Genomic DNA, 24,129 nt, shown 5'->3' with positions numbered 1-24,129 from the left:
ACCACCCCTTACGTTATCCAAGCGTTACCCCATCCCTCTTGAGCGATCCTGACCCGTATTGCAGAGTCCTGTATGCGCTTTCAGATAGCGCATACACAGCTCGAGGAGGAGCTCCATGGCACGCCCCGCCAAGACCGTCACAGGTATCTCCGTCGCAGTGGCCGCCGCGCTGTCGCTCACCGCCTGCGGCGGTGGCGGCGGCGCGCAGCAGTCCGCCGACGCCAAGCAGACCCTGACCGTCTGGGGCATGGGCGAGGAGGCCAAGCGGCTCGCCACGGTCGCCAAGGACTTCGAGAAGGACAACCCGAACATCACCGTCAAGGTGACCCCCATCGGCTGGGACGTCGTCGGCCAGAAGATGACCGCCGCCGCCGCTGCCGGGAAGCTCCCCGACATGGCGCAGATGGGCTCCACGATGATGGGGCAGTACATCGCGCTCGACGTGCTGGAGCCGGTGAACACCAAGACCTTCAAGAAGGCGGACTTCTTCCCCGCCACCTGGAACAGCAACGTCGTGGACGGCACCGCCTACGGCGTCCCGTGGTACGCCGACGTACGCGGCCTCTACTACCGCACCGACCTCGCGAAGCAGGCCGGCATCGACAAGGCCCCCGTCACCTGGGACGACCACCACAAGCTCGCCGAGGCGTACCAGAAGCACGGCGCCCAGTACGGCACCGCGCTCCAGCCCGGCAACACCGGCGCCTGGCAGAGCTGGCTGCAGTTCCTGTACTCCGAGGGCGGCAGCCTGGTCGACGCGGACGGCAAGGCCGCGCTCGACTCCCCGGAGGCCGTGAAGGCGTTCGAGACGTGGGGCAGCTACTTCAAGGACGGGCTCGCCAAGAAGAACTTCGTGCCCGGCGCGGACGTGGCCAAGACCTTCGCCAAGGGCGAGGAGCCGACGTTCATGTCCGGCCCCTGGATGGTCCAGAACCTCAACGAGCAGCAGCCCCAGCTGAAGGGCAAGTGGAAGACCGCCCCGCTGCCCGCAGGCCCGAAGGGCTCCGTCTCCTGGGTCGGCGGCGCCTCGCTCGTGACCTTCAAGGACAGCGAGCACAAGGCCGCCGCCGAGAAGTTCACCCAGTACCTGACCACCCCCGGGACCCAGGCCGCCTGGTACGGCGCGACCAAGTCGCTGCCCGCGAACAAGGCCGCCTACGACCTCCCGGAGATCAAGGACAGCGCCGAGGCCGACAGCCTGAAGGTCTTCCGCCAGGCCCTGGACACCGGCAAGGAGATCCCAGCCCTGGAGAAGTGGAACGAGATCGCCGCCGCCATCGAGGGCACCCTGGAGAAGATCGCGCAGGGCGGGGACCCGGCCGCCGAGGCCAAGAAGCTCCAGGCCACCACGGAGGGGCTGATCTCCCGGTGAAGACCGCCGCCACCCGGGCCGGAGCCGGCCTGGACCGCGCCCCGGCCCAGGCCGGCGGCCCTTCCGGACAGCAGGATCCGGCGGGCCGGGCGCTCCGCCCCGACCGGCTCTCCCGGCAGAACCTCGCGGGCTGGCTGTACTCGACGCCCTTCCTGGTCCTCTTCCTGACCTTCATGGCGTTCCCGATCGTCGCGACGCTCCTCATGAGCTTCACCGACTTCGGCCTGCGCAACGTCACGCACCCGCTCGACGCGAACTTCGTCGGTTTCGACAACTACACCGCGCTGTTCGACGACCCGAAGTTCATGCGCGCGCTCTTCAACACCTGCTACTTCGTGGTGCTGGGCGTCCCGCTGACCATCGGCAGCGGACTGGTCGCCGCCGTGCTCCTCAACTCCGGCATCGACCGCTTCCGGACCTTCTTCCGGGTCGGCTTCTACGTCCCCGTGGTCACCGCCATCGTCGCGGTGGCCGTCATCTGGCGGTTCGTACTCGACCCCTCGGAGGGCCTGATCGCCGGACTCGGCGCGCAGCTCGGCTTCTCCACGCCGGACTTCCTCGCCTCCAAGGCGCTCGCCATGCCGTCCCTGATCGTCATGGCCGTCTGGCGCAACATGGGCACCGCGATGGTCCTCTTCCTCGCCGGACTCCAGGCCATCCCGGTCGAGGTCCGCGAGGCCGCCAAGCTGGACGGCGCCGGCGCCTTCCAGGAGTTCCGCCGGATCACGGTCCCCCTGCTGCGGCCCACCATGCTGTACGTCGCGGTGATGACCACCATCGGCTTCCTCAACGTCTTCGAGGAACCCTTCGTGATGACCGACGGCGGACCCGGCGACAGCACCCTCACCGTGTCGCTGGACATGTACAAGGAAGGATTCAGCTTCTTCCACATGGGCTCCGCGAGCGCCATGGCCTACGTCCTCTTCACGATCGTCCTGGCCGTCACGCTGCTCCAGTTCCGCCTGCTGAAGGACAAGACCTGATGAGCGCCACCGACCTCCCCACCACGAGCGCCCCGGGCAGGCGGCGCACCGCCACCTCGCGCAGGCCGGGCACCTCGGCCCTCACGTACACGCTGCTCGCCCTGGGCCTGATCGTGATGGCCGCGCCCTTCCTGTGGATGGCGGTCTCCGCCTTCAAGACCCCGCAGGACCTGGGTGCCAGCCCGCCGGTCTGGATCCCCACCGAGTGGACCCTCGCGAACTTCCGCGAACTGCTCGACCTGATGGACATCGCGCGGAACTTCCTCAACTCCGCGGTGGTCGCCGTCGTCGTGACCCTGTGCAACCTGGTGTTCTGCTCGATGCTGGGGTACGCGCTCGCCAAGCTGAACTTCTTCGGCAAGCGGGGCGTGCTCGCGATCGTGCTGGGCGCCCTCATGGTGCCGGGCAACCTGATGCTGCTGCCCCAGTTCGTGATGATGAGCAAGATGGGGCTGCTCGACAGCTACGCGGGGCTCATCCTGCCCTTCGCGGCAGGGGCGTTCGGGGTCTTCCTGATGCGGCAGTTCATGGCGGCGATCCCCGACGAACTCCTCGAAGCGGCCCGCATCGACGGCGCCGGTGAGTGGTACATCTTCTGGCGGATCGTGATTCCGCTGGTCAAGCCCGCCCTCGCCACGCTGACGATCTTCGTGTTCCTCGGCTCGTGGAACAACTTCCTGTGGCCGCTCGTCGCGACCAACGACCCCGACAAGTACACGCTGCCCGTCGCCCTGGCCACCTTCGCCACCGACCCCACCAAGGCCGCCGGCTCCAACGGTGTGCTGATGGCCGGCGCCTTCCTCGTGGTGCTCCCGGTCGTCGCCGTCTTCATCGCCCTCCAGCGGCACTTCACCCAGGGCATCGCGACCTCCGGCCTGAAGTGAACGGGCGCCCCGGCCTCGCCCCGGCGGCCGTCCTGCCCCCGCCCGGCACGGCACTGCTCTCCACGGACGGCATCGGCCATGTGCTGCTCGACTGGGTGCCGGCGCCGGGGACGGCCGGCTACGTCGTACACCGTTCCGACCACTACGAGGGCCCGTACGCCCCCCTGCACACCGGCCCGGTCCTCCCGCCGTACGCGGACACGCACGCCGAGCCCGGCCGAGGCTACTGGTACCGGATCGCGCCCAGGACGCCCGAGGGCCCCCAGCCACCGCTGCCCGGCCCCGTGCGCGGCTGCGCGCTCGCCCCGGGCAGCGCACCCCCCGGCGTCCGCGTCCGGATCGACGCCGACGCCCCGCACCACCCCGCGCACCTCACCGGCGACGGAGCCCGCGCACTGGTGACCGCGACGGCCACCGCGCGCGACGGCACGGTCGAGGTGCGCGTGGTCAACGCCGCCGCCGACCGGCCCTGCGCGACACCGGTACCGGCGCTCGGCCGCCGCGTCACCGTGGAGGTCGCCGGGCTCGACCCGGGCGCCCGCTACCGGCTGCGCCCCGCCGGTGACACCGGCCCCGAAGCCCTCGCGCACACCGGCCCGGACGGTCTCGTACGCACCACGCTCGACCTGCCCATGCCGGGCAGCCGCACGCTGCGGCTCGCCCCGGACCGGAACCGCCCGCACCCAGCCAAGGAGGACCCCGGGCCATGAGCACCACCGGCACCGAGCGCCCCAGCCTCGTCTTCTTCATGACCGACGACCACGCCGTGCCCGCGATCGGCGCCTACGGCAGCGTCATCAACAGGACGCCCGCCGTCGACCGGCTGGCCGCCGAGGGCATGCGCTTCGACAACGCCTTCTGCACCAACTCCATCTGCTCGCCCGCCCGCGCGTCCCTCCTGACCGGCACCTACAGCCACGTCAACGGCATGACGACGCTCGAACAGGAGGGCCAGAAATTCGACGCCACCCAGCCCTCCTTCCCGCGCATGCTCCAGGAGGCCGGCTACCAGACCGCGATCATCGGCAAGTGGCACCTGGGCCACGGCGGCTGCTCCGACCCGGTCGGCTTCGACCACTGGGAGGTGCTGCCGGAACACGGCGTCTACCACGACCCGGCGTTCGTCACCCGCGACGGGGAGCGGCAGCACACCGGTTACGTCACCGACCTCATCACCGACCTCGCGCTCAACTGGCTCGACCGACGCGACCGCGAGAAGCCCTTCGCGCTGTTCATCCAGCACAAGGCCCCGCACCGCGCCTTCGAACCCGCCGAACGCCACCGGCACCTGTACGAGGACGTGGACATCCCGGTGCCCGGCACCCTCCACGACGACTACAGCCACCGGGCGGGCGCCGCCGCCGAGGCGGAGATGCGGATGCGGGACCTGCTCCCGCAGGACCTCAAGGCACCCGTCCCCGAAGGTCTGGACGAGCGCGAGGAACGCGAGTGGCGCTACCAGCGCTACATCAAGGAGTACCTACGCGTGATCGCGGCCCTGGACGAGAACGTCGGCCGGGTCCTGCACTACCTCGACATCACCGGCCTGGACCGGTCCACGGCCGTCGCGTACACCTCCGACCACGGCTTCTACCTGGGCGAACACGGCTGGTTCGACAAGCGGTTCATGTACGAGCCCTCGCTGCGCATCCCGCTGGTGGTGCGGTGGCCGGGCGTCACCCCGCCGGGCAGCAGCTGCGACGAGCTCGTGATCAACGTCGACTACGCCCAGACGATCCTGGACCTCGCCGGAGTGGAAGCGCATCCACGGATGCAGGGCCGCAGCCTCGTCCCGCTGCTCAGGGGCGAACGGCCGGACGACTGGCGGCAGTCGGTGTACTACCGGTACTTCGAGCACCTGGACGTCTGCCACAACGTCCAGGCCAGCTACGGCGTCCGTACGCACACCCACAAACTGATCCACTACCCGGGCCACGGCTCCGGCCAGCCGGGCGCCAAGGACGAGGCCCGCGCCCCCGAGTGGGAGCTGTTCGACCTGGTCGCCGACCCGGACGAGATGCACAACCGGTACGAGGACCCGGCGTACCAGGACCTCGTCGCCGAGCTGACCGCCGAACTGGCGGCGCTGCAAGCGCATTACGGGGACACCCCCGGCTGACGTACGGCTTCGCCCCCGCCCGGACCCCGGGCGGGGGCGAAGCCGCATCCCGCAACCGCTCAGCCCGCGTCGAGCGCGAAGATCCCGAAGCCGAAGCCCTCGGCCCGGATGCGGCCCTCCGCGACGGTGACCCCGCGCGCCTCCACGGCGGTGGCCCGCCCGGCGGGCGCGGCGGTCTCGGCGGCCTCGGAGCGCGGGTTGACCACGACGAGGTAGCGCCCGCCCCGGACGTACACCAGCGGATAGCCGTCGTGCAGCACCTCCGTGGAGCCCCCGGCGCCCAGCTCCGGGGTGGCCCCGCGGAGCGCGATCAGGCGCCGGACCAGGTGGAGGAGGGAGCCCTCGTCGGCGCGCTGGGCGGCGACCGTCGGACGGGCCGGGTCGGGGTCGACCGGCAGGTACAGGGCGTCGGCGGGCGCGGTGGAGAAGCCCGCGTTCGGCGAGTCGTCCCACTGCATGGGCGTACGGGACCCGGACCGGTCGTACCGTGGACCCAGCCGGCTGCCCTCGCGGGTGGGCGTGCCGGGCACGTACCGCATGCCGATCTCGTCCCCGTAGTAGATCGCGGGGAGCGTCGGCCAGGTCAGCTGGAACGCGAAGGCGGCGGGCAGCTGTTCGGCCGTGCGGGGGCCCGTGGCGAGGCGCGAGAAGTCGTGGTTGGACGTGGGGAGCGAGATGAACCCGGCGTCGCCGATGATCCCCGTCGCCTCGCGCCAGGCGTCGAGGAAGGTGGCGAACCCGCCCTCGCCCCGGGCCCCGAAATACGGCTCCAGCGGCTCCCACGGCTCGCTGACCGTGCCCTCCCAGTTGTTCCAGAGCGACCGCAGCGGCAGCCCGTCACCGCGTGGACCGAACTGCAGGAAGAAGTCCGCGTGGAACCCGGCAGGGACCGAGACCTGCGGGTCGCCCCACTCGGAGAGCAGCGCCGCCCCCGGGTGCGCCCGGTCCAGCCAGCCGCGCAGCTCGGTCCAGAGCTTCGCGGTCTCGGCGTGCCCCGGGTCGTCCTTGACCAGCGAGGCGGCCATGTCGACCCGGAAGCCGGACAGGCCGAGGCCCAGCCAGTGGTCCATGATCTCGCGCAGCGCCTGCCGGTTGGCGCGGGGCCCCTCGGCGTCGACGGGCAGCCGCCAGGGCTCCGCCGGGTCCTTGCGCGCGTGGCCGAAGTTGAGCGCGGGCTGCGACTCGAAGAAGTTCGGCTGGTAGAACCCGGGCCGGCTGCCGGGCGAGGCGACGAAACCGGGCGGCGCCTGCTCGGTGTCGGCCCAGATGAACCGCTGGTCGGCCGGGTCGTTCGCGGACGCCTGGAACCAGGGGTGCTGGTCGGAGGTGTGCCCGGCGACCAGGTCGAGCAGCACCCGGATGCCGCGCCGGCCGGCGGCCTCGGTGAGCCGGGCCAGGTCCTCGTTGGTGCCGTAGCGCGGGGCGACGTTGAGGTAGTCGGCCACGTCGTAACCGGCGTCGTCGAAGGGCGAGACGAAGCACGGGTTGAACCACACGGTGTTCACCCCGAGCCACTGGAGATGGTCGAGCCTCGCCTCGATCCCCGCGAAGTCCCCGATCCCGTCGCCGTTGGAGTCGGCGAAGGACTGCGGGTAGATCTGGTAGAGGACGGCGTCGGCGAGCCATTCGGTCGCCGGGCGGGGGGATGACATGCGGATTCCTCCGGTAAGGGTGTAGCGGGAGTGCGGGCTCAGCGCCCCACGGGTGCGGACGGCAGCTCGATCAGGGCGCGCACGGGCAGGTGGTCGCTCGGCGCGACGGGGCCCGGCAGCACGGCGGACGCCTCCCGCACGCGGGTGCCGCGCGAGGCGAGGATCCAGTCGATGCGCGGTCCGCCCGCGACCGGTGCGCGGTAGTCGTGGAAGGTGCCGTAGGAGGCACCGCGCTCCGCGGCCCGGTCCCAGGTGTCGTCGAGGCCGCCCTCGGCGAGCAGCACCCCGTGCACCTCGGGGTCCCCGGCCGGGGTGTTGAAGTCACCGGTGACGACGACCGGCAGGCCGGGCGCGAGCGCGGCGGACCGTTCCACGAGCAGCCCTGCCGCCCGGGTGCGGGCGTAAGCGCTGACATGGTCGAGGTGGGTGTTCACGGCGAGGAAGGCGCCCCCGGTGGCCAGGTCGCGGAAGCGGACCCAGGTCGCCATGCGCGGGCAGGCGCCGCCCCAGGTCTCGGAGGCGGGCGCCTCGGGCGTGTCCGAGAGCCAGAAGTCGCCGTGGTCCAGGGCGTCGAGGCGGTCGCGGTCGTGGAAGAGGGCCGTGTGCTCGCCGGTCCCGTCGCCGTCGCGGTCCCCGCCGGTCCTCGCGTAACCCGGCCCGAGGGCGGCGAGCACGTCCGCGATCTGGTGCGGGCGGCCCTCCTGGGTGCCGAGCAGCCGGGGCCGTTCCGCCCGCAGGACCGCCGCCACCGCGTCCCGGCGCCCGGACCAGGGACGGGGCGAACCGTCCCAGTCCACATGGAGGTTGAAGCTCATGACGCGCAGGGCCGACGCGCTGTTGGCCATGGATGCCTCCCGTGCTGACTCATCGATTCTGTCACGAGGGGCCATGACTCCTTGCCCCCTCGTCTGAATGCGCTTACATTTCTTGCTGCGAGCGACGTTAGCCCCAGCTGTTCCGTCCGGCAAGGGCCCGCTCACCTCCCGCTTTCCGCCACGAAGGACCCGACATGCTCCGATCGCACGACGACAAGGTCAAGGAACTCCTCGGCCGGATGACGACCGAGGAGAAGCTCGGCCAGGTCCAGCAGCTGACCTGGACCGGGGACACGGGTCCCGGCGGCGGCCAGACCAAGGAGATCGAGGCGCTGGCCCGGGCCGGGCGGCTCGGTTCGGTGCTGAACCTGCACGGTGCGAAGTGGACCAACGACCTCCAGCGGCTGGCCGTGGAGGAGTCCCGGCTCGGCATCCCGCTGCTCTTCGGCTTCGACGTCATCCACGGCTTCTGGACGACCTTCCCGATCCCGCTCGCGCAGGCGTCCGCCTTCGACCCGGCCGTGGCCGAGACCGACGCCCGGGTGTCCGCCGCCGAGACCCGCTCGCAGGGCGTGCGCTGGACGTTCTCGCCGATGATGGACGTGACGAACGAGCCGCGCTGGGGCCGGATCGCCGAATCGAGCGGCGAGGACCCGTACCTGAACGCGGTCCTGGCCGTCGCGAAGGTGCGCGGCTACCAGGGACCGGCCGACGGCTCGGGGCTCCGGTCCGGGGAGCACGTCGCGGCCTGCGCCAAGCACTTCGTGGCCTACGGCGGAGCCGAGGGCGGCCGGGACTACAACACCGTGGACCTCTCCGAGCAGCGGCTGCGCAACCACTACCTGCCGCCGTTCAAGGCCGCGCTGGACGCGGGCGCGGCGACGGTGATGGCCGCGTTCAACACCGTCGGCGGCGTCCCCGCGCACGCCAACAGCCACACCATGAACAGCATCCTCAAGGGCGAGTGGGACTTCGACGGCTTCGTGGTCAGCGACTACACGGGCGTCATGGAACTGGTCGCGCACGGTTACGCCGAGGACGCGGCGCACGCGGCGGAGCTCGCGCTCACGCACGGCCTGGACATGGAGATGGTGTCCACGCACATCGCGGACCACGGCGCTGACCTGCTCGACGCGGGCCGCATCAGCATGGAACGCCTGGACGACGCCGTCACCCGCATCCTGCGCCTGAAGTACGCCCTCGGCCTCTTCGACGCCCCGTACACCGACGAGGCGGCGGAGATCGCCGGCCCCACCACCGAGGCGCGGGCCGCCGCGCGGGAGGCCGCGGCCCGGTCGATGGTGCTCCTGAAGAACGAGGGCGGTGTCCTGCCGCTGAAACCGGGCGGCACGATCGCCGTGGTCGGCCCGCACGCCGACTCCACGGACCAGCACGGCACCTGGGCGGGCCCCGGCCGGCTGGTGTTCGACACGGTGAGCGTGCTCGACGCGGTACGCGCCGCCGCCCCGGGCGCCGACGTCCGGCACTCCGGCGGCGACCCGGCGATGGCCGCCGCAGCCGCCTGGGCGGCCGACGTCACCGTCGTCGTGGCCGGCGAGGACTCCGCGATCAGCGGCGAGGCCGCGTCGCGCAGCGAGATCGACCTCCCCGCGGGCCAGCAGCAGCTGATCGAGGCCGTCGCGGCCACCGGCAAGCCCTTCGTCGTCGTCCTCGTCAACGGCCGCCCGCTCACCATCGGCGGCTGGGCGGACCGCGCACCGGCCGTCCTGGAGGCGTGGCACGCGGGCATCGAGGCGGGGAACGCGGTCGCGGACATCCTGTTCGGCGCGGTCAATCCGGGCGGCAAGCTGCCGGTCTCCTTCCCCCGGACGGTCGGCCAGATCCCGGTCTACTACAACCGCGAGTCGACGGGCCGCCCGTACGACGAGGCGGAGAAGTACGTCTCCAAGTACCTGGACCTGCCGGACGGCCCGCAGTTCGTCTTCGGCCACGGGCTGAGCTACACCACCTTCGCGACCGGCGCACCGGAGCTCAGCCGCACCGAGATCGCGGTGGACGCCCTGGAACGCGGCGAGACCGTCGAGGTCACGGTCTCCGTCGCCAACACCGGCGACCGCACCGGCGACGAGGTCGTCCAGCTCTACATCCACGACGTCGCGGCGTCCGTCGTCCAGCCGGTCCGCAGGCTGCGCGCCTTCGAGCGCGTCACCCTCGCCCCGGGCGAGGAGCGCCGGCTGCGTTTCACTCTGGGCGCGGAGGACCTCGGCTTCTGGACCAACGACCCGTCGGGCACGTACGTCCTGGAGCGCGGCCGTATCGACGTCTACACGGGCACCAGCTCGGCGGCGACGGCCCGCGGCAGCCTGCGCCTGGTCTGACGCGCGTACGGGGAACCGTCGGCCGGGCACCTCACCCCGGCCGACGGTGGCTGTGCGGACGGCCACCCGGGTGGCGGCGCGAGGTCAGTCGCGCCGTCCGGCGGCCAGGCGGGCCCCCACGACGCCCGTCAGCGTGACCGCTCCGGCCGCAGCGACCCAGTTCAGCCACCCGGCGGAGGAGTTCGGCGCGATACCGGCGTGTGCCGCGCCGCTCTTCATGTCCTTGGTGTCGAACGTCTGGGTGGCCAGCGCGAGGCTCTTGTCCTTGGCGCTGCCCCAGGCGTAGACGACGTTGCTCGTGCCCTGCTTGAGGTTCAGGTCGGCCGGTCCGACGGCCACGGTGTCCGTCCCGGCCAGGACGACATCGGCGTTCACCGTGCCGGCCTTGACGGAGGTGGTGTCCTCCTTGGGGTTGGTCAGGTCCTTGAAGACGGGCTGGCCTCCGGCGCGTACGTCCACGGCGGGCGCGGCCGCCACATGGCGGACCGTCAGGCGCGCTTCGCCGGACTTCACGGCGGAGACGTCGTTGGCGTAGGCCGTGAGCTGCGGGTCGCCGTCGGCGGAGAGGTGGGCGGCCACCGTGGCGTTGCCGCCTTCGGTCACCTTCACCTGCTTCTCCAGGGCGGGTGTGCCGTCGGGGCTCTTGCCGGCCTCGAAGACCTTGATGTCGTGCGTACCGGCGTCGAGCGCCTGCGGTTCGGTCACCGTGCCGGGCTTGAAGTCGCTGAGCAGCGGGTCACCGTCGGCGTACACGTCGACCGTCATTCCGGGGATGCCGTGGAACACGGACACCATTCCCTTGTCCTGCGCCCGTTCGGGAGCGGCCATGGCGGCCGGGGCTGCGGCGCCGAGGACCAGGGCGCAGGCCCCGGCCGAAGCGGCGGCGGCGATGGTGGTCCGGTAAGTCATGGGGATCATCCCTTCGGGGGGAGTCCGGTGTGCTGGGTCTCTCACTCCTGCTTCGCGGGGCGGCGGCGCGGCGGATGCACCCGGGTCGCGCCTTCCCGGTCCGCTCAGCCGCCCGGGTGGTGTGCGCCGCCCAGGTCGACCACGGTGCGCAACCGGTGCAGGCCACGGCGTGTGTGGCTCTTGACCGTGCCCAGGGGGACCCCGGTGCGCTCCGCGATCTGGGCTTGCGTCAGGTCCTCGTAGAACGCCATGCACAGCACCTCGCGCTGGGCGTGCGGCAGCCTGGACAGGGCCTCGACGAGCAGGACCCGGTCGAGCACCTCCTCCGGAGCCTGCCGGTCGGGCCGGGCGGGTGCGGCGTCCCGGGCGGCCGACTCGACCAGGGCGAGCCGCCGGCCCCGGGCGGCCAGCGCGTCCACGATCTTGCGGCGGGTGATGCCCACCAGCCAGGCGCCGAGCGTGCCGCGCTCGGGCCGGAAGCCGTGCCGGCCGCGCCAGACGCCGATGAACACCTGCTGGGTGACGTCCTCCGCCTCGTGCGTGTCACCGAGGGACCGGGTCGCCATGGTGTGCACCAGCGAGCCCCAGCGCCGGTAGATGGCCGCGAAGGTCTCCTCGTCGGCGCGCAGGAGACCGTCGGCCAGATCCTCCTCGTACCGCGTCTCCCGCACGTGCGGGACGACGGTGGTGGTCGGTCGCGCATCGGTGTCCATGGCCGTGCCTCCTGCCTGGCCTCCAGTCTTGGACGCACAAACGACGCAGGCAACATGCGTCGTTCATGCGTCGTAAGGTGGGAAAGGTGAGCGCACACGGACGAAGCGGTGAGGACCGGGACGGCTCCGGCGGCCCCCCGGCCGCAGGGCTGACCACCGGCGACGTGGCCCGACGCCTCGGGGTCGCTCCCACCACGGTCCGCACCTGGGACCGCCGGTACGGACTCGGCCCGGAAGCGCACACGGGCGGCCGGCACAGGCGCTGGACCCCGGCGGACGTGGCGAAGCTGGAGCGGATGTGCGCCCTGACCGCGACCGGGCTGCCCCCGGCCGAGGCGGCCCGCCTCGCGCGCGGCGCCGGGCCACCGGCGGCGGACTCCGTACGTGCCGACGGCCCCGGGCCCGCTCCGGCCGGGCGCCGCAGCCGGACGGGGAGCGGCCTGCGGCTCGGCGACGTACGGCAGGAGTGCCGGGGAGTGGCCCGTGCGGCACTGCGGCTGGACGCGGCGGCCCTGGACGAGCTGCTGACCGCCGCGATCGCCGGACACGGGCTGGTGGCCGCCTGGACCGAGGTGATCGTGCCGACGCTCCAGGCCGTGGGCCGCAAATGGGAGAACTCGGGCGAGAAGTACGTCGAGGTCGAGCACTTCCTGTCCTGGCACGTCTCCGGCGCGCTGCGGCAGGCCGCGCCCCGGACCGTCCCGGACCGGCCCGGGTCCACCGTGGTGCTCGCCTGCACACCGGGGGAGACCCACACGCTGCCGCTGGAGGTGCTGTCCGCCGCGCTGACGGAGCGGGGCGTCCCGGTGCGCATGTTCGGCGGCGCCCTGCCCGTCGATCCGCTGCTCGCCGCGGTGCGCAGGACCGGGCCCGCCGCCGTCGCCCTGTGGGCGCAGTCCCGCGCCACCGCCAGCCGGCCGCTGGCCCAGCACGTGGCCGCCATGGAGTGGGGGGTGCGCGGGGCCCGCCGCAGTCCGGCCGTCCTGACCCTGGGCCCGGGCTGGGCGGGGCAGGCGGTGGCCGGTCTCGCGCGGCCGCCGGGGCTGGCCGAGGCGGTCGCCGCGCTGGCACCGGACGGGCCGTGACGCGTCACGGTGGCGCGTCGCCCCGGGCGCGCTCCTGTTCGCGGACGTCCGCGAGGTCGGCGAGCCGGTCCAGCTGCCGGACCGGCCGGGCGACCCGCTGGTTGCCGGCCAGCCGCTCCCGGTGCCGGTCGAGGAAGGCCCAGTAGCCCGCGGTGTACGGGCACGCGTGCTCCCCGGTGCGGTCGCCCGGCCGGTAGGCGCAGGGGCCGCACAGGTCGCTCATCCGGTGGATGTAGGCGCCGCCCGAGGTGTACGGCTTGGTCGTCATGCGCCCGCCGTCGGCGTACTGGGACATGCCGATGACATTGGGGAGCATCACCCAGTCGTAGCCGTCCACGAAGCAGCGGTGGAACCAGTCCGTGACGGCCGCGGGGTCCCAGCCGCGCTGGAGCGCGTGGCTGCCGAGGACCATCAGCCGGGGGATGTGGTGCGTCCACCCCGTGTCCCGTACCTGGGCCAGGACCGTACGCAGGCAGTTGGCCCGGACCGCGTCCGCGTCCAGATCGTTCCACCAGTCGGGCAGGGGAGCGGTGTGCCGCAGCTCGTTGGAGCGCCGGTAGCCCTCGCCGAAGTGCCAGTAGAGCTGCCAGACGTACTCGCGCCAGCCGGCGATCTGGCGTACGAAGCCCTCCACGCTGTTCAGGGGCGCCCGCCCCGCGCGCCACGCCTTCTCCGCCTCCTCGACGCACTCGGCGGGATCGAGCAGACCGAGGTTGAGCGAGGAGGAGAGCAGGCTGTGGCTCATGACCGGGTCGGCGGCCAGCATCGCGTCCTCGTACGGCCCGAACAGGGTGAGCCGGTGCTCCACGAAGCGCCGCAGGGCCCGCAGCGCCTCCGCCCGGGTCGCGGGGAACAGGCGGGGCCCGTCCCGGCCGACGAAGGAGACGTCCCCGTCGCGCTCCCAGCGGTCGAGGTCGCGGCGGACCTCCGCGTCGATGTCGTCCTCGCGCGGCCGGTACGGACGGCCGGCCTGGAGGGCGGGGGTGTCGCGGGGCGGGGCCTCCCGGTTGTCGTGGTCCAGGTTCCAGCGGTCCCCGGCCGGCCGGTCGCCGTCCATCAGCAGGTCGTGGCCGCGGCGGACCCAGCGGTAGAAGTCCTCCTGCCGCAGCTTCTTCCCGCCGTGGCCGTCCGCCCACGCGGTGAACTCGGCCATCGGTACGAGAAACCCCCGCGCCGGGCCCACCGTCACCCCCGGCAGGTCCCGCACCAGGCGGAGAGCGGCGTGCGAGGTGGGGTGATGGACGCCGACGGCACGCCCGCGGGCGGCCCGGTCCAGGCCCTCGCGGTAGGTGTCGGCACGCACATAGGTGACCCGGTCGCCGAGTTCGGCCGCGCGGTGACGCATCGCGGACAGGACCAGGTGGGCCTTGGCCCGGTGGAACCGGCGCCGCCGGAACACGGAACGGGCCTCGATCATCAGCAGGGGCGTGTCGCGCCCGGGCCCGTCCCCGTCCCCGCCGGGAGTGAGGAAGTGCGGGCCGAGCTGGTCGCCGAAGAGCCAGTGCACAGCGGTGTCTCCTCAGTCGCGGCGGCGGGCGGGCCGAGGCGGGCGGGCCCGAGCGGGCGGGCCCGCCCCCCTACCGACCGATCATGGCGCCCCCGGCGCCACCGCGCTCGTCGCGACCCGGATCATCCCGTATGCATCCAAAGCGGGCGGACGGGCCGAATCACTGTCATGAACCTCAAGGACGAACTGCCTCTCGACCACCATCTGGCCACCGTCTACCGCTACGGCGCGGGTGTCTGCGGCCTCATCCTGCTGGCGTTCGCGGGGCTCGGCTTCGCCGACGCGCTGAGCCCCCTCGACACGGCCGGCGACACGATCGCGGGCATGACCACCAACGTCGCCCTCAGCGTCATCTCCACGGTCGTCGGCCTCGCGCTGCTCGCCGGCGCGGTGATCGGCGGCAACTTCGCCTCCGTCCTGAACATGACGGTCGGCGGGCTCTTCGTCCTCAGCGGCTTCGCGCACATCTTCGTGCTGGACCGTTCCGCCAACATCCTCGACTTCGGCATGAGCAACGTGATCTTCAGCTTCGTCATGGGGCTGGTCATCGCCACGTTCGGGATGTACGGCCGGGTGTCCAGCAAGCTCTCCCACGACAACCCCTACTGGCGCCGCCGCCACCCCGAGCAGGCGGCCCGCGAACGCGCGAAGGCCACCACCGCGTCACGCGCCGCCCTGGAGCTGGAGCAGCCGCGTCCCGACCCGAGTTAGTCCCCGGTCAGTCCCCGACGTCACGGCCTCGCAGGTCCTGCAGGGTCTCGCGCCGCACCAGCAGACGTGCGGCGCCCGCGCGCACCGCGACGACCGGCGGCCGGCCGACCAGGTTGTAGCCCGACGCCCTGGACAGCTGGTAGGCGCCCGCCACGGGTACGGCGAGCAGATCGCCGGGGCGTACGTCGCCGGGCAGCGGGACATCGGCCGCGAGGACGTCGCCGGCCTCGCAGTGCCGGCCCACGACCGTGGCCACCACGGGCTCGGCGGCCGGCCGGGGGCTGATCAGGCGCGGCGCGTAGCGGGCCCCGTACAGAGCCGGCCGGGGGTTGTCGCTCATGCCGCCGTCGACGGCCACGAACACCTTCTCCCCGGTGTGCTTGACGGCGAGCACCCGGTACAGCGCCACACCGGCCGGACCCGCGATCGCCCGCCCCGGTTCGATGACGAGCCGGGGCACGGGCAGTCCGGCCGCCGCGCAGCCCGCGGTGAGTTCGGCGTTCAGCCGACGAGCCAGGGCGGTCAGGTCCAGCGCGGGGTCTCCGGGCCGGTAGGCGACGCCGTGGCCGCCGCCCATGTCGAGTTCGGCGAGCGTGACGCCGTGGCTCTCCTTGATCCGGGCCATCAGCCCCACCATCCGGCGGACGGCCACCAGATACGGCTTGACCTCCGCTATCTGGGAGCCGATGTGGCAGTGCAGGCCCGTCAGTTCGAGCCGCGACTGGCCGAGCACGCGGGCGACGGCGTGCTGGGCGGACCCGTCGGTCGACGACAGGCCGAACTTCTGGTCGTCCGTACCGGTCCGGATCTTCTCGTGACCACCTGCGGAGACGCCCGGAACCACCCGGACCATGACCTTCTGCCGCCGCTCGGGCCCGGCCAGCGCGGCGATCCGGGCAATCTCCGAGGGGCTGTCGACGACGATTCGCCCGACCCCGAGGCGCAGCGCGGTCTCAAGGTCGCGCGGGGACTTCGCGTTGCCGTGCAGCACCACACGTGCCGGCGGGAACCCGGCGGCGTGGGCGAGTTCGAGTTCGCCGGCGGAACAGACGTCGAGCCCCAGCCCCTCCTCCTCGATCCAGCGCGCCATGCCCCGGGAGAGGAACGCCTTGGCCGCGTACAGCACGTCGGCGTCGGGGAACGCCGCACGGTAGGTCCGGCAGCGCGTCCGTACCTCGTCCTCGTCCAGGACGTACGCGGGGGTGTCGAACCGGGCGGCGACGTCGGCGAGCGGCACCCCGCCCACGGCCAGTTGCCCATGCGGCAGGCGGGTGGTGGAGGCGGGCCAGACCGAGAGGTCGTCCAGGCCCGCCGGGCGGGTGGGGGAGGGAGCGGACACGGGGACGTCTCCTCGACGGGCGAAGGGCAGCGGGCGGGTCACAGCGTGCCGACGGGCGCTTCGGAACGCACCGGCTCCGTGGTGACGGCAGGCGCCGAGAGGGCGGGGTCGAGCACGAGCCGGCCGATGCCGAGCGGTGACGCGAGGGCGCGCAGGGCGGGCTCGGCGAGCCTGATGGAGGCCTGACCGGCGCCGAGGGTCGCGGCCAGCCGGGCGCGGCCGGTGAAGGCGACCGCGGTGCGTTCACCCAGCGGGGTGCGGAAGGTCCGCAGCACGAAGCCCGTCGCCTGCCGGTGGACGGGCACGTGAAGGAGCCCCGCCGGGACCTGTTCGTCGGGGTCCGGTTCGTCGTCGTACAGGAAGAGGCACATGGGTTTTCCTCCGGGGGAGTCGCGACCGGCACTCTCGCCGACGCATGACGCCGAAGCTATGCCCGCCTCCCCGGCGCGAGCCCTGCCGGCTGACGCAACCTTGACGGCCGGCGCCCAGTCCATACGGACTGCTGATATGCGGAGCCCCGGGGCCGCCCTTCAATGGAAGTCCGGAACAGGACGGTCAGGAGGGCACCCGATGCGGCAGCGGGTCGTGGTGGGCGTGAGCGGTTCGCTGGGGAGCCTGACGGCTCTGCACCAGGCCGTGTCGGAGGCGAGGGAGCGCGGTGCGGAGCTGTGTGCCGTGCTGGCCTGGCAGCTGCCCGGGGGAGGGCTCGGCAGCCGTACCGGCGGCCTCGGCGCCGAGACGTTCAGGGAGTGCCGTGCGGCGGCGCGGGCGGAGTTGTGCGCGGCCCTGGACATGGCGTTCGCCGTCGAGAGACCGGGCATCGCCCTGTCCGGATTCGCGGTGCGCGGCGATCCGCGAGCGGTGCTCGTCGACGCGGTCCGGTCGGCCGACGATCTCCTGGTCGTCGGCATGGGATCACGGGGCCGGCGGTTTCCCGGACTACGGACACCGGTGGCCCGGTACTGCCTGGCACACGCGCCCTGCCCCGTACTCGCCGTCCCTCCGCATCCCCTCGAAGCCGAACTGGCCTCGGCACGCCGCACGGCGTGGCGCCTGCCGCTCATGGCGCGGGAGCAGGAACAGTGAGCGCTTCACGGGTGCCGGCCCGTACCGAGAACCGGGAGCGGGCCGGCAGCGCCCGCTCGGCCCTTGGCGTCGCCGTACTTCTTCCCCGCTGCTGATCGGTGCCGACGCCGCGCCCGGCCTGCTCACGACGCGGGGGGTTGCCGCGCGAACGAACTGTCCCCACCGATCTCCTGGCATCGGTCGACCTGCCCGTCGGGATCTCCCCCCGGCCGGTGCCGTCACTCCGGGTGAGGCGGCAGGTGCTTTTCGTGGTGCGGGGCGGCCGACGGCGTCAGGCCGGCGTCAAAGGGTTCACGCTCCTCGTATGGGCCCCGTCAAGGTGGCTCATCCCCGGGGGGAAACCGAGGTTTGCTCGTATCGGCCAAAAGGCCAATTCCCTTCCTCACGCCAATCAGGAGTTCGCGATGGCCGATCTGGCCTTCGTCGTCACCATGGTCGCGATATTCGCGCTGGTGGCTCTCATCGCCCGGGGGGTGACCAAGCTGTGACCGCAGAAAACATCGTCGGAATCGTCGTGGCCGTGTCCCTGCTCGGATATCTCATCCTCGCTCTCCTGTATCCGGAGAGGTTCTGAGTTCTGATATGAGTCCCCAGATCGCTGGTGCGCTCCAGCTCATGGCGCTGATCGTCGCGCTCGGCCTGTCCTACCGCCCGCTGGGCGACTACATGGCCAAGGTCTACTCCTCCGAGAGGCACTACCGGCCGGAGAAGTGGATATACAAGGCCATCGGCGCCAATCCGGCCGCCGAAATGCGCTGGCCCTCCTATCTGCGCGGGGTGCTCGCCTTTTCGGCGGTGAGCGTTCTCTTTCTGTATCTGATGCAACGGATACAGGGATCGCTGCCGGGCTCGCTCGGCTTTTCCTCGATCGATCCGGACCAGGCGTTCAACACCGCCGCATCCTTCGTCGCCAATACCAACTGGCAGTCGTACTACGGCGAGCAGGCCATGGGCCACGTCGTGCAGACCGGCGGCCTCGCGGTGCAGAACTTCCTGTCCGCGGCGGTCGGCATGGCCGTGGCGGTGGCCCTCGTGCGGGGCTTCGCCCGCTCCCGTACCGGCGAACTCGGCAACTTCTGGGCCGACCTCGTCCGCGGCACCGTCCGCATCCTCGTTCCGATCTCGGTGATCGGCGCGCTCGTCCTCGTCGCCTGCGGGGCGATCCAGAACTTCTCCGGCATCCACCAGGTCGGCCAGTTCATGGGCGGCACGCAGGAGTGGAACGGCGGCGCGGTGGCCTCCCAGGAGGCCATCAAGGAGCTCGGCACCAACGGTGGCGGCTACTTCAACGCCAACTCCGCCCACCCCTTCGAGAACCCGAACCCCCTCTCCAACCTCTTCGAGATCTTCCTCATCCTGCTGATCCCGTTCGCGCTGACGCGGACTTTCGGCCGCATGGTCGGATCGCTGCGCCAGGGGTACGCGATCCTCGGTGCGATGGCCGTCATCTGGATCGGCTTCACGGCCCTGATGATGTGGACCGAGTCCGCCCACCGCGGTCCGGCGTTCGAGATCGCCGGCGGCGCCATGGAGGGCAAGGAGACCCGCTTCGGGATCGCCGGATCGTCCCTCTTCGCGGTCGCCACGACGCTGACCTCGACCGGCGCGGTGAACTCCTTCCACTCCTCGTACACCGGCTTCGGCGGCGGCATCACGATGCTCGGGATGCAGCTCGGCGAGATCGCTCCCGGCGGTGTCGGCTCCGGCCTCTACGGCATGCTGATCATGGCGGTCATCGCCGTGTTCATCGCCGGGCTGATGGTGGGCCGCACCCCCGAATACCTCGGCAAGAAGATCGGCACCCGCGAGATCAAACTCGCCGCCTGCTACATCCTCGTCACCCCCGCGCTCGTGCTCGGCTTCACCGCGGTCGCCATGGCTCTGCCGACCCCCGCCCACTCGATGACGAACTCCGGCGCGCACGGCTTCTCCGAGATCCTTTACGCCTACACCTCCGGCGCCAACAACAACGGCTCCGCCTTCGCCGGGCTCAACGCCGACACCCAGTGGTTCAACACCACCATCGGTATCGCGATGCTGCTCGGCCGGTTCGTGCCGGTGGTGTTCGTCCTCGCCCTGGCCGGTTCGCTCGCCGAACAGAAACCGGTACCCGAGACCGCGGGCACGCTGCGCACCGACAAACCCCTCTACGCGGGGCTGCTCGTCGGCACGATCCTCATCATCACCGGACTCACCTACTTCCCGGCCCTGGCGCTGGGTCCGCTCGCCGAAGGGCTCGCCTCATGAGCACCGCCACCTCCACCCGAGCTCCGCACGGAGACATCCCGCCGACCGGCGGCCATGGGACCGCCGGCCGGGTCGGCAGCGGGCTCTTCGACCCGAAGCAGCTCCTGAAGTCGTTCCCGGACGCGCTGCGCAAGCTGGACCCGCGCGTGATGATCAAGTCACCGGTCATGTTCGTCGTGCTGATCGGCTCGGTGGTCACGACCGCGCTGGCGGTCACCGACCCGGCCGACTGGTTCGGCTGGGCGATCACCGCCTGGCTCTGGCTGACCACGGTCTTCGCCAACCTCGCCGAGGCGGTCGCCGAGGGCCGGGGCAAGGCCCAGGCCGACACCCTGCGCAAGGCCAAGACCGACACCGTCGCCCGTCGCATCGTCGGCGGCAAGGAGGAGCGGGTCGCCGGGACGGACCTGCGCATCGGCGACCTGGTGGTCTGCGAGGCCGGCGACGTCGTCCCCGGCGACGGGGACGTGGTCGAGGGCGTCGCCTCCGTCGACGAGTCCGCGATCACCGGGGAATCGGCTCCGGTCATCCGCGAGTCCGGCGGCGACCGCTCGGCCGTCACCGGCGGCACGAAGGTGCTGTCCGACCGCGTCGTCATCAGGATCACCACCAAACCGGGCGAGACCTTCATCGACCGGATGATCGCCCTGGTCGAGGGCGCCGCCCGGCAGAAGACCCCCAACGAGATCGCCCTGAACATCCTCCTGGCGTCCCTCACGATCGTCTTCCTGCTCGCCGTCGTCACCCTGAAGCCGTTCGCGATCTACGCGGGAGCCGACGGCCAGACCTCGCTGATCGTGCTCGCGGCCCTGCTGGTCTGCCTCATCCCCACCACGATCGGGGCGCTGCTGTCCGCGATCGGGATCGCCGGGATGGACCGGCTCGTCCAGCGCAACGTCCTGGCCATGTCGGGCCGCGCCGTGGAGGCGGCCGGTGACGTGTCGACGCTGCTCCTCGACAAGACCGGCACGATCACCCTCGGCAACCGGCAGGCGGCCGCACTCGTCCCGGTCGAGGGTGTGGGGGAGGCGGAACTCGCCGACGCCGCCCAGCTCTCCTCGCTCGCCGACGAGACGCCCGAGGGCCGGTCGATCGTGGTGCTGGCCAAGGAGAAGTACGGGCTGCGGGAGAGGGACCAGGGCGAGCTGGCGGGCGCCGCGTGGGTGGAGTTCACCGCGCAGACCCGGATGTCGGGCGTCGACCTGGCGGGCCGCAAGGTCCGCAAGGGCGCCACCGGTTCCGTCGAGGCATGGGTGAAGGAGCGGGGCGGGAGTGCCTCCGAGGACGCGCAGGCGCTCAGCGAGCGGATTGCCCAGGCTGGTGGCACGCCGCTGCTGGTGGCTGTGGAAGATGCTCGCGGCGCGCGGGTCCTGGGGCTGATCCATCTCAAGGACGTGGTGAAGGAGGGCATGCGGGAGCGGTTCGACGAGCTGCGCCGGATGGGCATCAGGACGGTCATGATCACGGGCGACAACCCGCTGACCGCGAAGGCGATCGCCGAGGAGGCGGGGGTCGACGACTTCCTGGCCGAGGCGACGCCCGAGGACAAGATGGCCCTCATCAAGCGGGAACAGGCGGGCGGCAAGCTGGTCGCGATGACCGGTGACGGCACCAACGACGCCCCCGCCCTGGCCCAGGCCGACGTCGGCGTCGCGATGAACACCGGAACCTCGGCCGCCAAGGAGGCCGGGAACATGGTGGACCTCGACTCCAACCCCACCAAACTCATCGAGATCGTCGAGATCGGCAAACAGCTCCTCATCACCCGGGGAGCCCTCACCACCTTCTCCATCGCCAACGACGTCGCGAAGTACTTCGCGATCATCCCCGCCATGTTCGCCGTGGCGTACCCGTCGCTGGACGAGCTCAACATCATGGGCCTGACCTCGCCCGAGTCCGCGATCCTCTCCGCCGTCATCTTCAACGCGCTGATCATCGTGGCCCTGGTGCCGCTCGCACTCAAGGGCGTCGGCTACCGGCCCGCCAGTGCGGACAGGATGCTGCGCCGCAACCTCGCGGTCTACGGACTCGGCGGCATCGTGGCCCCGTTCATCGGCATCAAGCTCATCGATCTGCTCCTCTCCCTCATCCCCGGAATCGGCTGATCCGCCATGACCAACAACACCGTCAGCACCACCGCGCGCGTGCTCGGGGCCGGACTGCGGGCCCTGCTCGTCCTCACCCTGGTCTGCGGGGTCATCTACCCCCTCGCCGTCACCGGCGTCGCCCAGGCCCTCTTCAACGACCGGGCCAACGGCTCCGAGATCAAGGACACGAAGGGGCGTGTCGTCGGCTCCTCCCTCATCGGACAGCGGTACGACCTCCCCCTGAAGAAGGGTGAGGAGACCCCCGCCCCCGACCTGAAGTGGTTCCAGCCCCGCCCCTCCAACGGCCTCGGGACCAACAGCGTCAACACCCGCTACTCGCTGATCCTCTCCGGCGCCACCAACCGCTCCGGCGACAACGCGGAGCTGATCCGGTGGGTGAAGGACGCCAAGGCGGCCGTGGTCAAGGACAACTCCACGCCCACGTACCGGGTGAAGCCCCGGGACGTACCCGCCGACGCCGTCACGTCCTCCGGCTCCGGCCTGGACCCGGACATCTCACCTGCGTACGCGAAGCTCCAGGTCCACCGGGTCGCGGAGAAGAACGGACTCGACGTCAAGCAGGTCGAGGGCCTCGTCCGGAACCACACCACCGACCGGCTCCTCGGCTTCATGGGCGAACCCCGCGTGAACGTCCTGGAACTCAACACCGCGCTCAGGGAACTGACCCAGCACTGAACCACCTGGGCCGGCGCACCCCTCGGGGAGGGGCGCGCCGGCCTCGATGTATCAGATGTCCCGGAAGATCTCGATCTGCGCCCCCACCGAGTTCAGCCGCTCCGCCAGTTCCTCGTAGCCGCGGTTGATCACGTACACGTTGCGCAGCACCGACGTGCCCTCCGCCGCCATCATCGCGAGGAGGACGACCACCGCCGGGCGCAGGGCCGGCGGGCACATCATCTCGGCGGCGCGCCAGCGGGTGGGGCCCTCGACCAGGACGCGGTGCGGGTCCAGGAGCTGGAGGCGGCCGCCCAGGCGGTTGAGGTCGGTGAGGTAGATGGCGCGGTTGTCGTAGACCCAGTCGTGGATCAGGGTCTGGCCGTGCGCCGAGGCCGCGATGGCCGCGAAGAAGGGGACGTTGTCGATGTTGAGGCCGGGGAACGGCATCGGGTGGATCTTGTCGATCGGCGCCTCCAGCTTGGAGGGACGGACCGTCAGGTCGACCAGCCTGGTGCGGCCGTTGTCCGCCGCGTACTCCGCGGTGCGGTCGCAGTCGACGCCCATCTCCTCCAGGACCGCGAGCTCGATCTCCAGGAACTCGATGGGCACCCGGCGGATCGTCAGCTCGGACTCCGTGACGACGGCGGCGGCCAGCAGGCTCATCGCCTCGACCGGGTCCTCGGACGGCGAGTAGTCCACGTCCACGTCGATCTCGGGCACGCCGTGCACCGTGAGGGTCGTCGTGCCGACGCCGTCCACGCGTACGCCCAGCGCCTCCAGGAAGAAGCAGAGGTCCTGGACCATGTAGTTGGACGAGGCGTTCCGGATGACCGTGGTGCCGTCGTGGCGGGCGGCGGCCAGCAGGGCGTTCTCGGTCACCGTGTCGCCGCGCTCGGTCAGCACGATCGGGCGGCCGGGCGTGACGGAGTGGTCCACCCGGGCGTGGTAGATGCCCTCGGTGGCGGCGATGTCCAGGCCGAAGCGGCGCAGGGCGATCATGTGCGGCTCGATCGTCCGCGTGCCGAGGTCGCAGCCGCCCGCGTACGGCAGCTTGAACGCGTCCATGCGGTGCAGCAGCGGGCCGAGGAACATGATGATGGAGCGGGTGCGGCGGGCGGCGTCCGCGTCGATCGCGTCCATGTCGAGCCGGGCCGGCGGCACGATCTCCAGGTCGGTGCCGTCGTTGATCCAGCGGGCGCGCACGCCGATGGAGTTGAGTACTTCGAGGAGGCGGTAGACCTCCTCGATCCTGGCCACGCGGCGCAGCACCGTACGGCCCTTGTTGAGCAGCGAGGCGCACAGCAGCGCCACGCAGGCGTTCTTGCTGGTCTTCACGTCGATGGCGCCGGAGAGGCGGCGCCCGCCGACCACGCGCAGATGCATGGGACCGGCGTAGCCGAGCGAGACGATCTCGCTGTCGAGTGCTTCACCGATACGGGCGATCATCTCAAGGCTGATGTTTTGATTGCCGCGCTCGATGCGGTTGACCGCGCTCTGGCTGGTGCCGAGCGCCTCGGCGAGCTGGCTCTGCGTCCAGCCCCGGTGCTGGCGGGCGTCACGGATGAGCTTGCCGATACGTACGAGGTAGTCATCTGACATGCCG

The 24,129-nt window shown here is 71.6% G+C and carries 22 protein-coding genes; 14 read left to right on the top strand and 8 right to left on the bottom strand.

The genetic code is table 11. The annotated features are described in order from the left end of the window. The first annotated feature begins 115 nt into the window (after positions 1–115). From ACFZAT_RS12005 to ACFZAT_RS11985, 5 genes are read left to right on the top strand one after another with little or no spacing between them, the layout of a single operon-like run. Positions 116–1,372, top strand: a complete 1,257-nt coding sequence (locus tag ACFZAT_RS12005; RefSeq protein WP_391263312.1) for an extracellular solute-binding protein — start codon at positions 116–118, stop codon at positions 1,370–1,372. Further along, complete coding sequence (locus ACFZAT_RS12000) at positions 1,369–2,355, top strand: ABC transporter permease subunit (RefSeq protein ID WP_391263310.1); 987 nt, start codon at positions 1,369–1,371, stop codon at positions 2,353–2,355. The genes ACFZAT_RS12005 and ACFZAT_RS12000 overlap by 4 nt, the downstream gene beginning before the upstream one ends. Further along, the gene (locus tag ACFZAT_RS11995; protein ID WP_391263308.1) at positions 2,355–3,239 is read left to right on the top strand and encodes an ABC transporter permease subunit; all 885 of its coding nucleotides are present in this window, start codon (positions 2,355–2,357) and stop codon (positions 3,237–3,239) included. Before ACFZAT_RS12000 ends, ACFZAT_RS11995 begins: the two co-directional genes overlap by 1 nt. After that, positions 3,236–3,949, top strand: coding sequence for a hypothetical protein (locus ACFZAT_RS11990; RefSeq protein ID WP_391263306.1), 714 nt, complete (start codon positions 3,236–3,238; stop codon positions 3,947–3,949). Before ACFZAT_RS11995 ends, ACFZAT_RS11990 begins: the two co-directional genes overlap by 4 nt. Further along, a complete protein-coding gene (locus ACFZAT_RS11985) occupies positions 3,946–5,358 on the top strand; it encodes a sulfatase/phosphatase domain-containing protein (protein WP_391263304.1) in 1,413 nt (470 codons plus the stop codon). The genes ACFZAT_RS11990 and ACFZAT_RS11985 overlap by 4 nt, the downstream gene beginning before the upstream one ends. 59 nt (positions 5,359–5,417) lie before the next feature. On the opposite strand, the gene ACFZAT_RS11980 is transcribed toward ACFZAT_RS11985, so the two are convergent. Both ACFZAT_RS11980 and ACFZAT_RS11975 read right to left on the bottom strand, forming a co-directional pair. Further along, the gene (locus tag ACFZAT_RS11980; RefSeq protein ID WP_391263302.1) at positions 5,418–7,010 is read right to left on the bottom strand and encodes an alpha-amylase family glycosyl hydrolase; all 1,593 of its coding nucleotides are present in this window, start codon (positions 7,008–7,010) and stop codon (positions 5,418–5,420) included. 38 nt (positions 7,011–7,048) lie between these two features. Then, positions 7,049–7,855, bottom strand: coding sequence for an endonuclease/exonuclease/phosphatase family protein (locus ACFZAT_RS11975; RefSeq protein ID WP_391263300.1), 807 nt, complete (start codon positions 7,853–7,855; stop codon positions 7,049–7,051). A gap of 164 nt (positions 7,856–8,019) precedes the next feature. Here ACFZAT_RS11975 and ACFZAT_RS11970 point away from each other — a divergent pair, with 164 nt between their 5' ends. Continuing rightward, positions 8,020–10,164 carry a glycoside hydrolase family 3 N-terminal domain-containing protein gene (locus tag ACFZAT_RS11970; protein ID WP_391263298.1) on the top strand — a complete coding sequence of 715 codons (2,145 nt, stop codon included), beginning with the start codon at positions 8,020–8,022 and terminating at the stop codon, positions 10,162–10,164. Between the two features lie 84 nt (positions 10,165–10,248). On the opposite strand, the gene ACFZAT_RS11965 is transcribed toward ACFZAT_RS11970, so the two are convergent. Both ACFZAT_RS11965 and ACFZAT_RS11960 read right to left on the bottom strand, forming a co-directional pair. Next, complete coding sequence (locus ACFZAT_RS11965) at positions 10,249–11,073, bottom strand: DUF4397 domain-containing protein (RefSeq protein WP_391263296.1); 825 nt, start codon at positions 11,071–11,073, stop codon at positions 10,249–10,251. A 104-nt stretch (positions 11,074–11,177) separates the two neighbouring features. Then, entirely contained in the window at positions 11,178–11,786 is a 609-nt protein-coding gene (locus ACFZAT_RS11960) for a sigma-70 family RNA polymerase sigma factor (protein WP_391263294.1), read from the bottom strand. A gap of 86 nt (positions 11,787–11,872) precedes the next feature. On the opposite strand from ACFZAT_RS11960, the gene ACFZAT_RS11955 reads away from it, so the two are divergent. After that, positions 11,873–12,871: a MerR family transcriptional regulator gene (locus ACFZAT_RS11955; protein WP_391263292.1), complete on the top strand. Its 999-nt coding sequence runs from the start codon at positions 11,873–11,875 to the stop codon at positions 12,869–12,871. Positions 12,872–12,875: 4 nt separating this feature from the next. Here the strand turns inward: ACFZAT_RS11955 and ACFZAT_RS11950 are convergent, their stop codons facing one another. Next, complete coding sequence (locus ACFZAT_RS11950) at positions 12,876–14,378, bottom strand: cryptochrome/photolyase family protein (protein WP_391263290.1); 1,503 nt, start codon at positions 14,376–14,378, stop codon at positions 12,876–12,878. A gap of 168 nt (positions 14,379–14,546) precedes the next feature. Here ACFZAT_RS11950 and ACFZAT_RS11945 point away from each other — a divergent pair, with 168 nt between their 5' ends. Further along, positions 14,547–15,089 (top strand): DUF4383 domain-containing protein, encoded by a 543-nt coding sequence (locus tag ACFZAT_RS11945; RefSeq protein WP_391263289.1) that lies wholly within the window; start codon positions 14,547–14,549, stop codon positions 15,087–15,089. 7 nt (positions 15,090–15,096) lie between these two features. On the opposite strand, the gene lysA is transcribed toward ACFZAT_RS11945, so the two are convergent. Together lysA and ACFZAT_RS11935 are read right to left on the bottom strand one after the other, a co-directional pair. Next, positions 15,097–16,428 (bottom strand): diaminopimelate decarboxylase, encoded by a 1,332-nt coding sequence (lysA, locus tag ACFZAT_RS11940; protein ID WP_391263287.1) that lies wholly within the window; start codon positions 16,426–16,428, stop codon positions 15,097–15,099. Between the two features lie 38 nt (positions 16,429–16,466). Next, the gene (locus ACFZAT_RS11935; RefSeq protein WP_391263286.1) at positions 16,467–16,799 is read right to left on the bottom strand and encodes an SAV_915 family protein; all 333 of its coding nucleotides are present in this window, start codon (positions 16,797–16,799) and stop codon (positions 16,467–16,469) included. A gap of 199 nt (positions 16,800–16,998) precedes the next feature. Between ACFZAT_RS11935 and ACFZAT_RS11930 the strand changes: the two genes are divergently transcribed. The 6 genes from ACFZAT_RS11930 to ACFZAT_RS11905 all read left to right on the top strand — a co-directional run bounded on the left by ACFZAT_RS11930 (position 16,999) and on the right by ACFZAT_RS11905 (position 22,544). Beyond that, on the top strand, positions 16,999–17,514 hold the full coding sequence (locus ACFZAT_RS11930; protein WP_391263284.1) for a universal stress protein: 516 nt from the start codon (positions 16,999–17,001) through the stop codon (positions 17,512–17,514). Positions 17,515–17,753: 239 nt separating this feature from the next. Further along, positions 17,754–18,002: a hypothetical protein gene (locus tag ACFZAT_RS11925; RefSeq protein WP_391263281.1), complete on the top strand. Its 249-nt coding sequence runs from the start codon at positions 17,754–17,756 to the stop codon at positions 18,000–18,002. Next, a complete protein-coding gene (kdpF, locus tag ACFZAT_RS11920) occupies positions 17,999–18,088 on the top strand; it encodes a K(+)-transporting ATPase subunit F (protein WP_391263280.1) in 90 nt (29 codons plus the stop codon). Before ACFZAT_RS11925 ends, kdpF begins: the two co-directional genes overlap by 4 nt. 8 nt (positions 18,089–18,096) lie before the next feature. Beyond that, positions 18,097–19,761, top strand: coding sequence for a potassium-transporting ATPase subunit KdpA (gene kdpA, locus ACFZAT_RS11915; RefSeq protein ID WP_391263277.1), 1,665 nt, complete (start codon positions 18,097–18,099; stop codon positions 19,759–19,761). Further along, positions 19,758–21,866, top strand: a complete 2,109-nt coding sequence (kdpB, locus tag ACFZAT_RS11910; RefSeq protein ID WP_391263275.1) for a potassium-transporting ATPase subunit KdpB — start codon at positions 19,758–19,760, stop codon at positions 21,864–21,866. The genes kdpA and kdpB overlap by 4 nt, the downstream gene beginning before the upstream one ends. A gap of 6 nt (positions 21,867–21,872) precedes the next feature. After that, on the top strand, positions 21,873–22,544 hold the full coding sequence (locus ACFZAT_RS11905; RefSeq protein ID WP_391263273.1) for a potassium-transporting ATPase subunit C: 672 nt from the start codon (positions 21,873–21,875) through the stop codon (positions 22,542–22,544). 51 nt (positions 22,545–22,595) lie between these two features. Here the strand turns inward: ACFZAT_RS11905 and ACFZAT_RS11900 are convergent, their stop codons facing one another. Further along, positions 22,596–24,125, bottom strand: coding sequence for a UDP-N-acetylglucosamine 1-carboxyvinyltransferase (locus tag ACFZAT_RS11900; RefSeq protein WP_018100749.1), 1,530 nt, complete (start codon positions 24,123–24,125; stop codon positions 22,596–22,598). Positions 24,126–24,129 lie beyond the last annotated feature (4 nt).

Origin of the sequence: Streptomyces sp. NPDC008163 (assembly GCF_042956885.1) — a bacterium.
Lineage (GTDB): Bacteria > Actinomycetota > Actinomycetes > Streptomycetales > Streptomycetaceae > Streptomyces > Streptomyces drozdowiczii_A.
This window is presented reverse-complemented; position numbering and strand designations above follow the sequence as displayed.

What these genes read in the sequence shown, in the direction of transcription:
- ACFZAT_RS12005 (WP_391263312.1), top strand. Translation starts at nt 116, where the DNA reads ATGGCACGCCCCGCCAAGACCGTCACAGGTATCTCCGTCGCAGTGGCC.
- ACFZAT_RS11995 (WP_391263308.1), top strand. Translation starts at nt 2,355, where the DNA reads ATGAGCGCCACCGACCTCCCCACCACGAGCGCCCCGGGCAGGCGGCGC.
- ACFZAT_RS11985 (WP_391263304.1), top strand. Translation starts at nt 3,946, where the DNA reads ATGAGCACCACCGGCACCGAGCGCCCCAGCCTCGTCTTCTTCATGACC.
- ACFZAT_RS11980 (WP_391263302.1), bottom strand. Translation starts at nt 7,010, where the DNA reads ATGTCATCCCCCCGCCCGGCGACCGAATGGCTCGCCGACGCCGTCCTC.
- ACFZAT_RS11975 (WP_391263300.1), bottom strand. Translation starts at nt 7,855, where the DNA reads ATGGCCAACAGCGCGTCGGCCCTGCGCGTCATGAGCTTCAACCTCCAT.
- ACFZAT_RS11970 (WP_391263298.1), top strand. Translation starts at nt 8,020, where the DNA reads ATGCTCCGATCGCACGACGACAAGGTCAAGGAACTCCTCGGCCGGATG.
- ACFZAT_RS11965 (WP_391263296.1), bottom strand. Translation starts at nt 11,073, where the DNA reads ATGACTTACCGGACCACCATCGCCGCCGCCGCTTCGGCCGGGGCCTGC.
- ACFZAT_RS11960 (WP_391263294.1), bottom strand. Translation starts at nt 11,786, where the DNA reads ATGGACACCGATGCGCGACCGACCACCACCGTCGTCCCGCACGTGCGG.
- ACFZAT_RS11945 (WP_391263289.1), top strand. Translation starts at nt 14,547, where the DNA reads ATGAACCTCAAGGACGAACTGCCTCTCGACCACCATCTGGCCACCGTC.
- ACFZAT_RS11935 (WP_391263286.1), bottom strand. Translation starts at nt 16,799, where the DNA reads ATGTGCCTCTTCCTGTACGACGACGAACCGGACCCCGACGAACAGGTC.
- ACFZAT_RS11930 (WP_391263284.1), top strand. Translation starts at nt 16,999, where the DNA reads ATGCGGCAGCGGGTCGTGGTGGGCGTGAGCGGTTCGCTGGGGAGCCTG.
- kdpA (WP_391263277.1), top strand. Translation starts at nt 18,097, where the DNA reads ATGAGTCCCCAGATCGCTGGTGCGCTCCAGCTCATGGCGCTGATCGTC.
- kdpB (WP_391263275.1), top strand. Translation starts at nt 19,758, where the DNA reads ATGAGCACCGCCACCTCCACCCGAGCTCCGCACGGAGACATCCCGCCG.
- ACFZAT_RS11905 (WP_391263273.1), top strand. Translation starts at nt 21,873, where the DNA reads ATGACCAACAACACCGTCAGCACCACCGCGCGCGTGCTCGGGGCCGGA.
- ACFZAT_RS11900 (WP_018100749.1), bottom strand. Translation starts at nt 24,125, where the DNA reads ATGTCAGATGACTACCTCGTACGTATCGGCAAGCTCATCCGTGACGCC.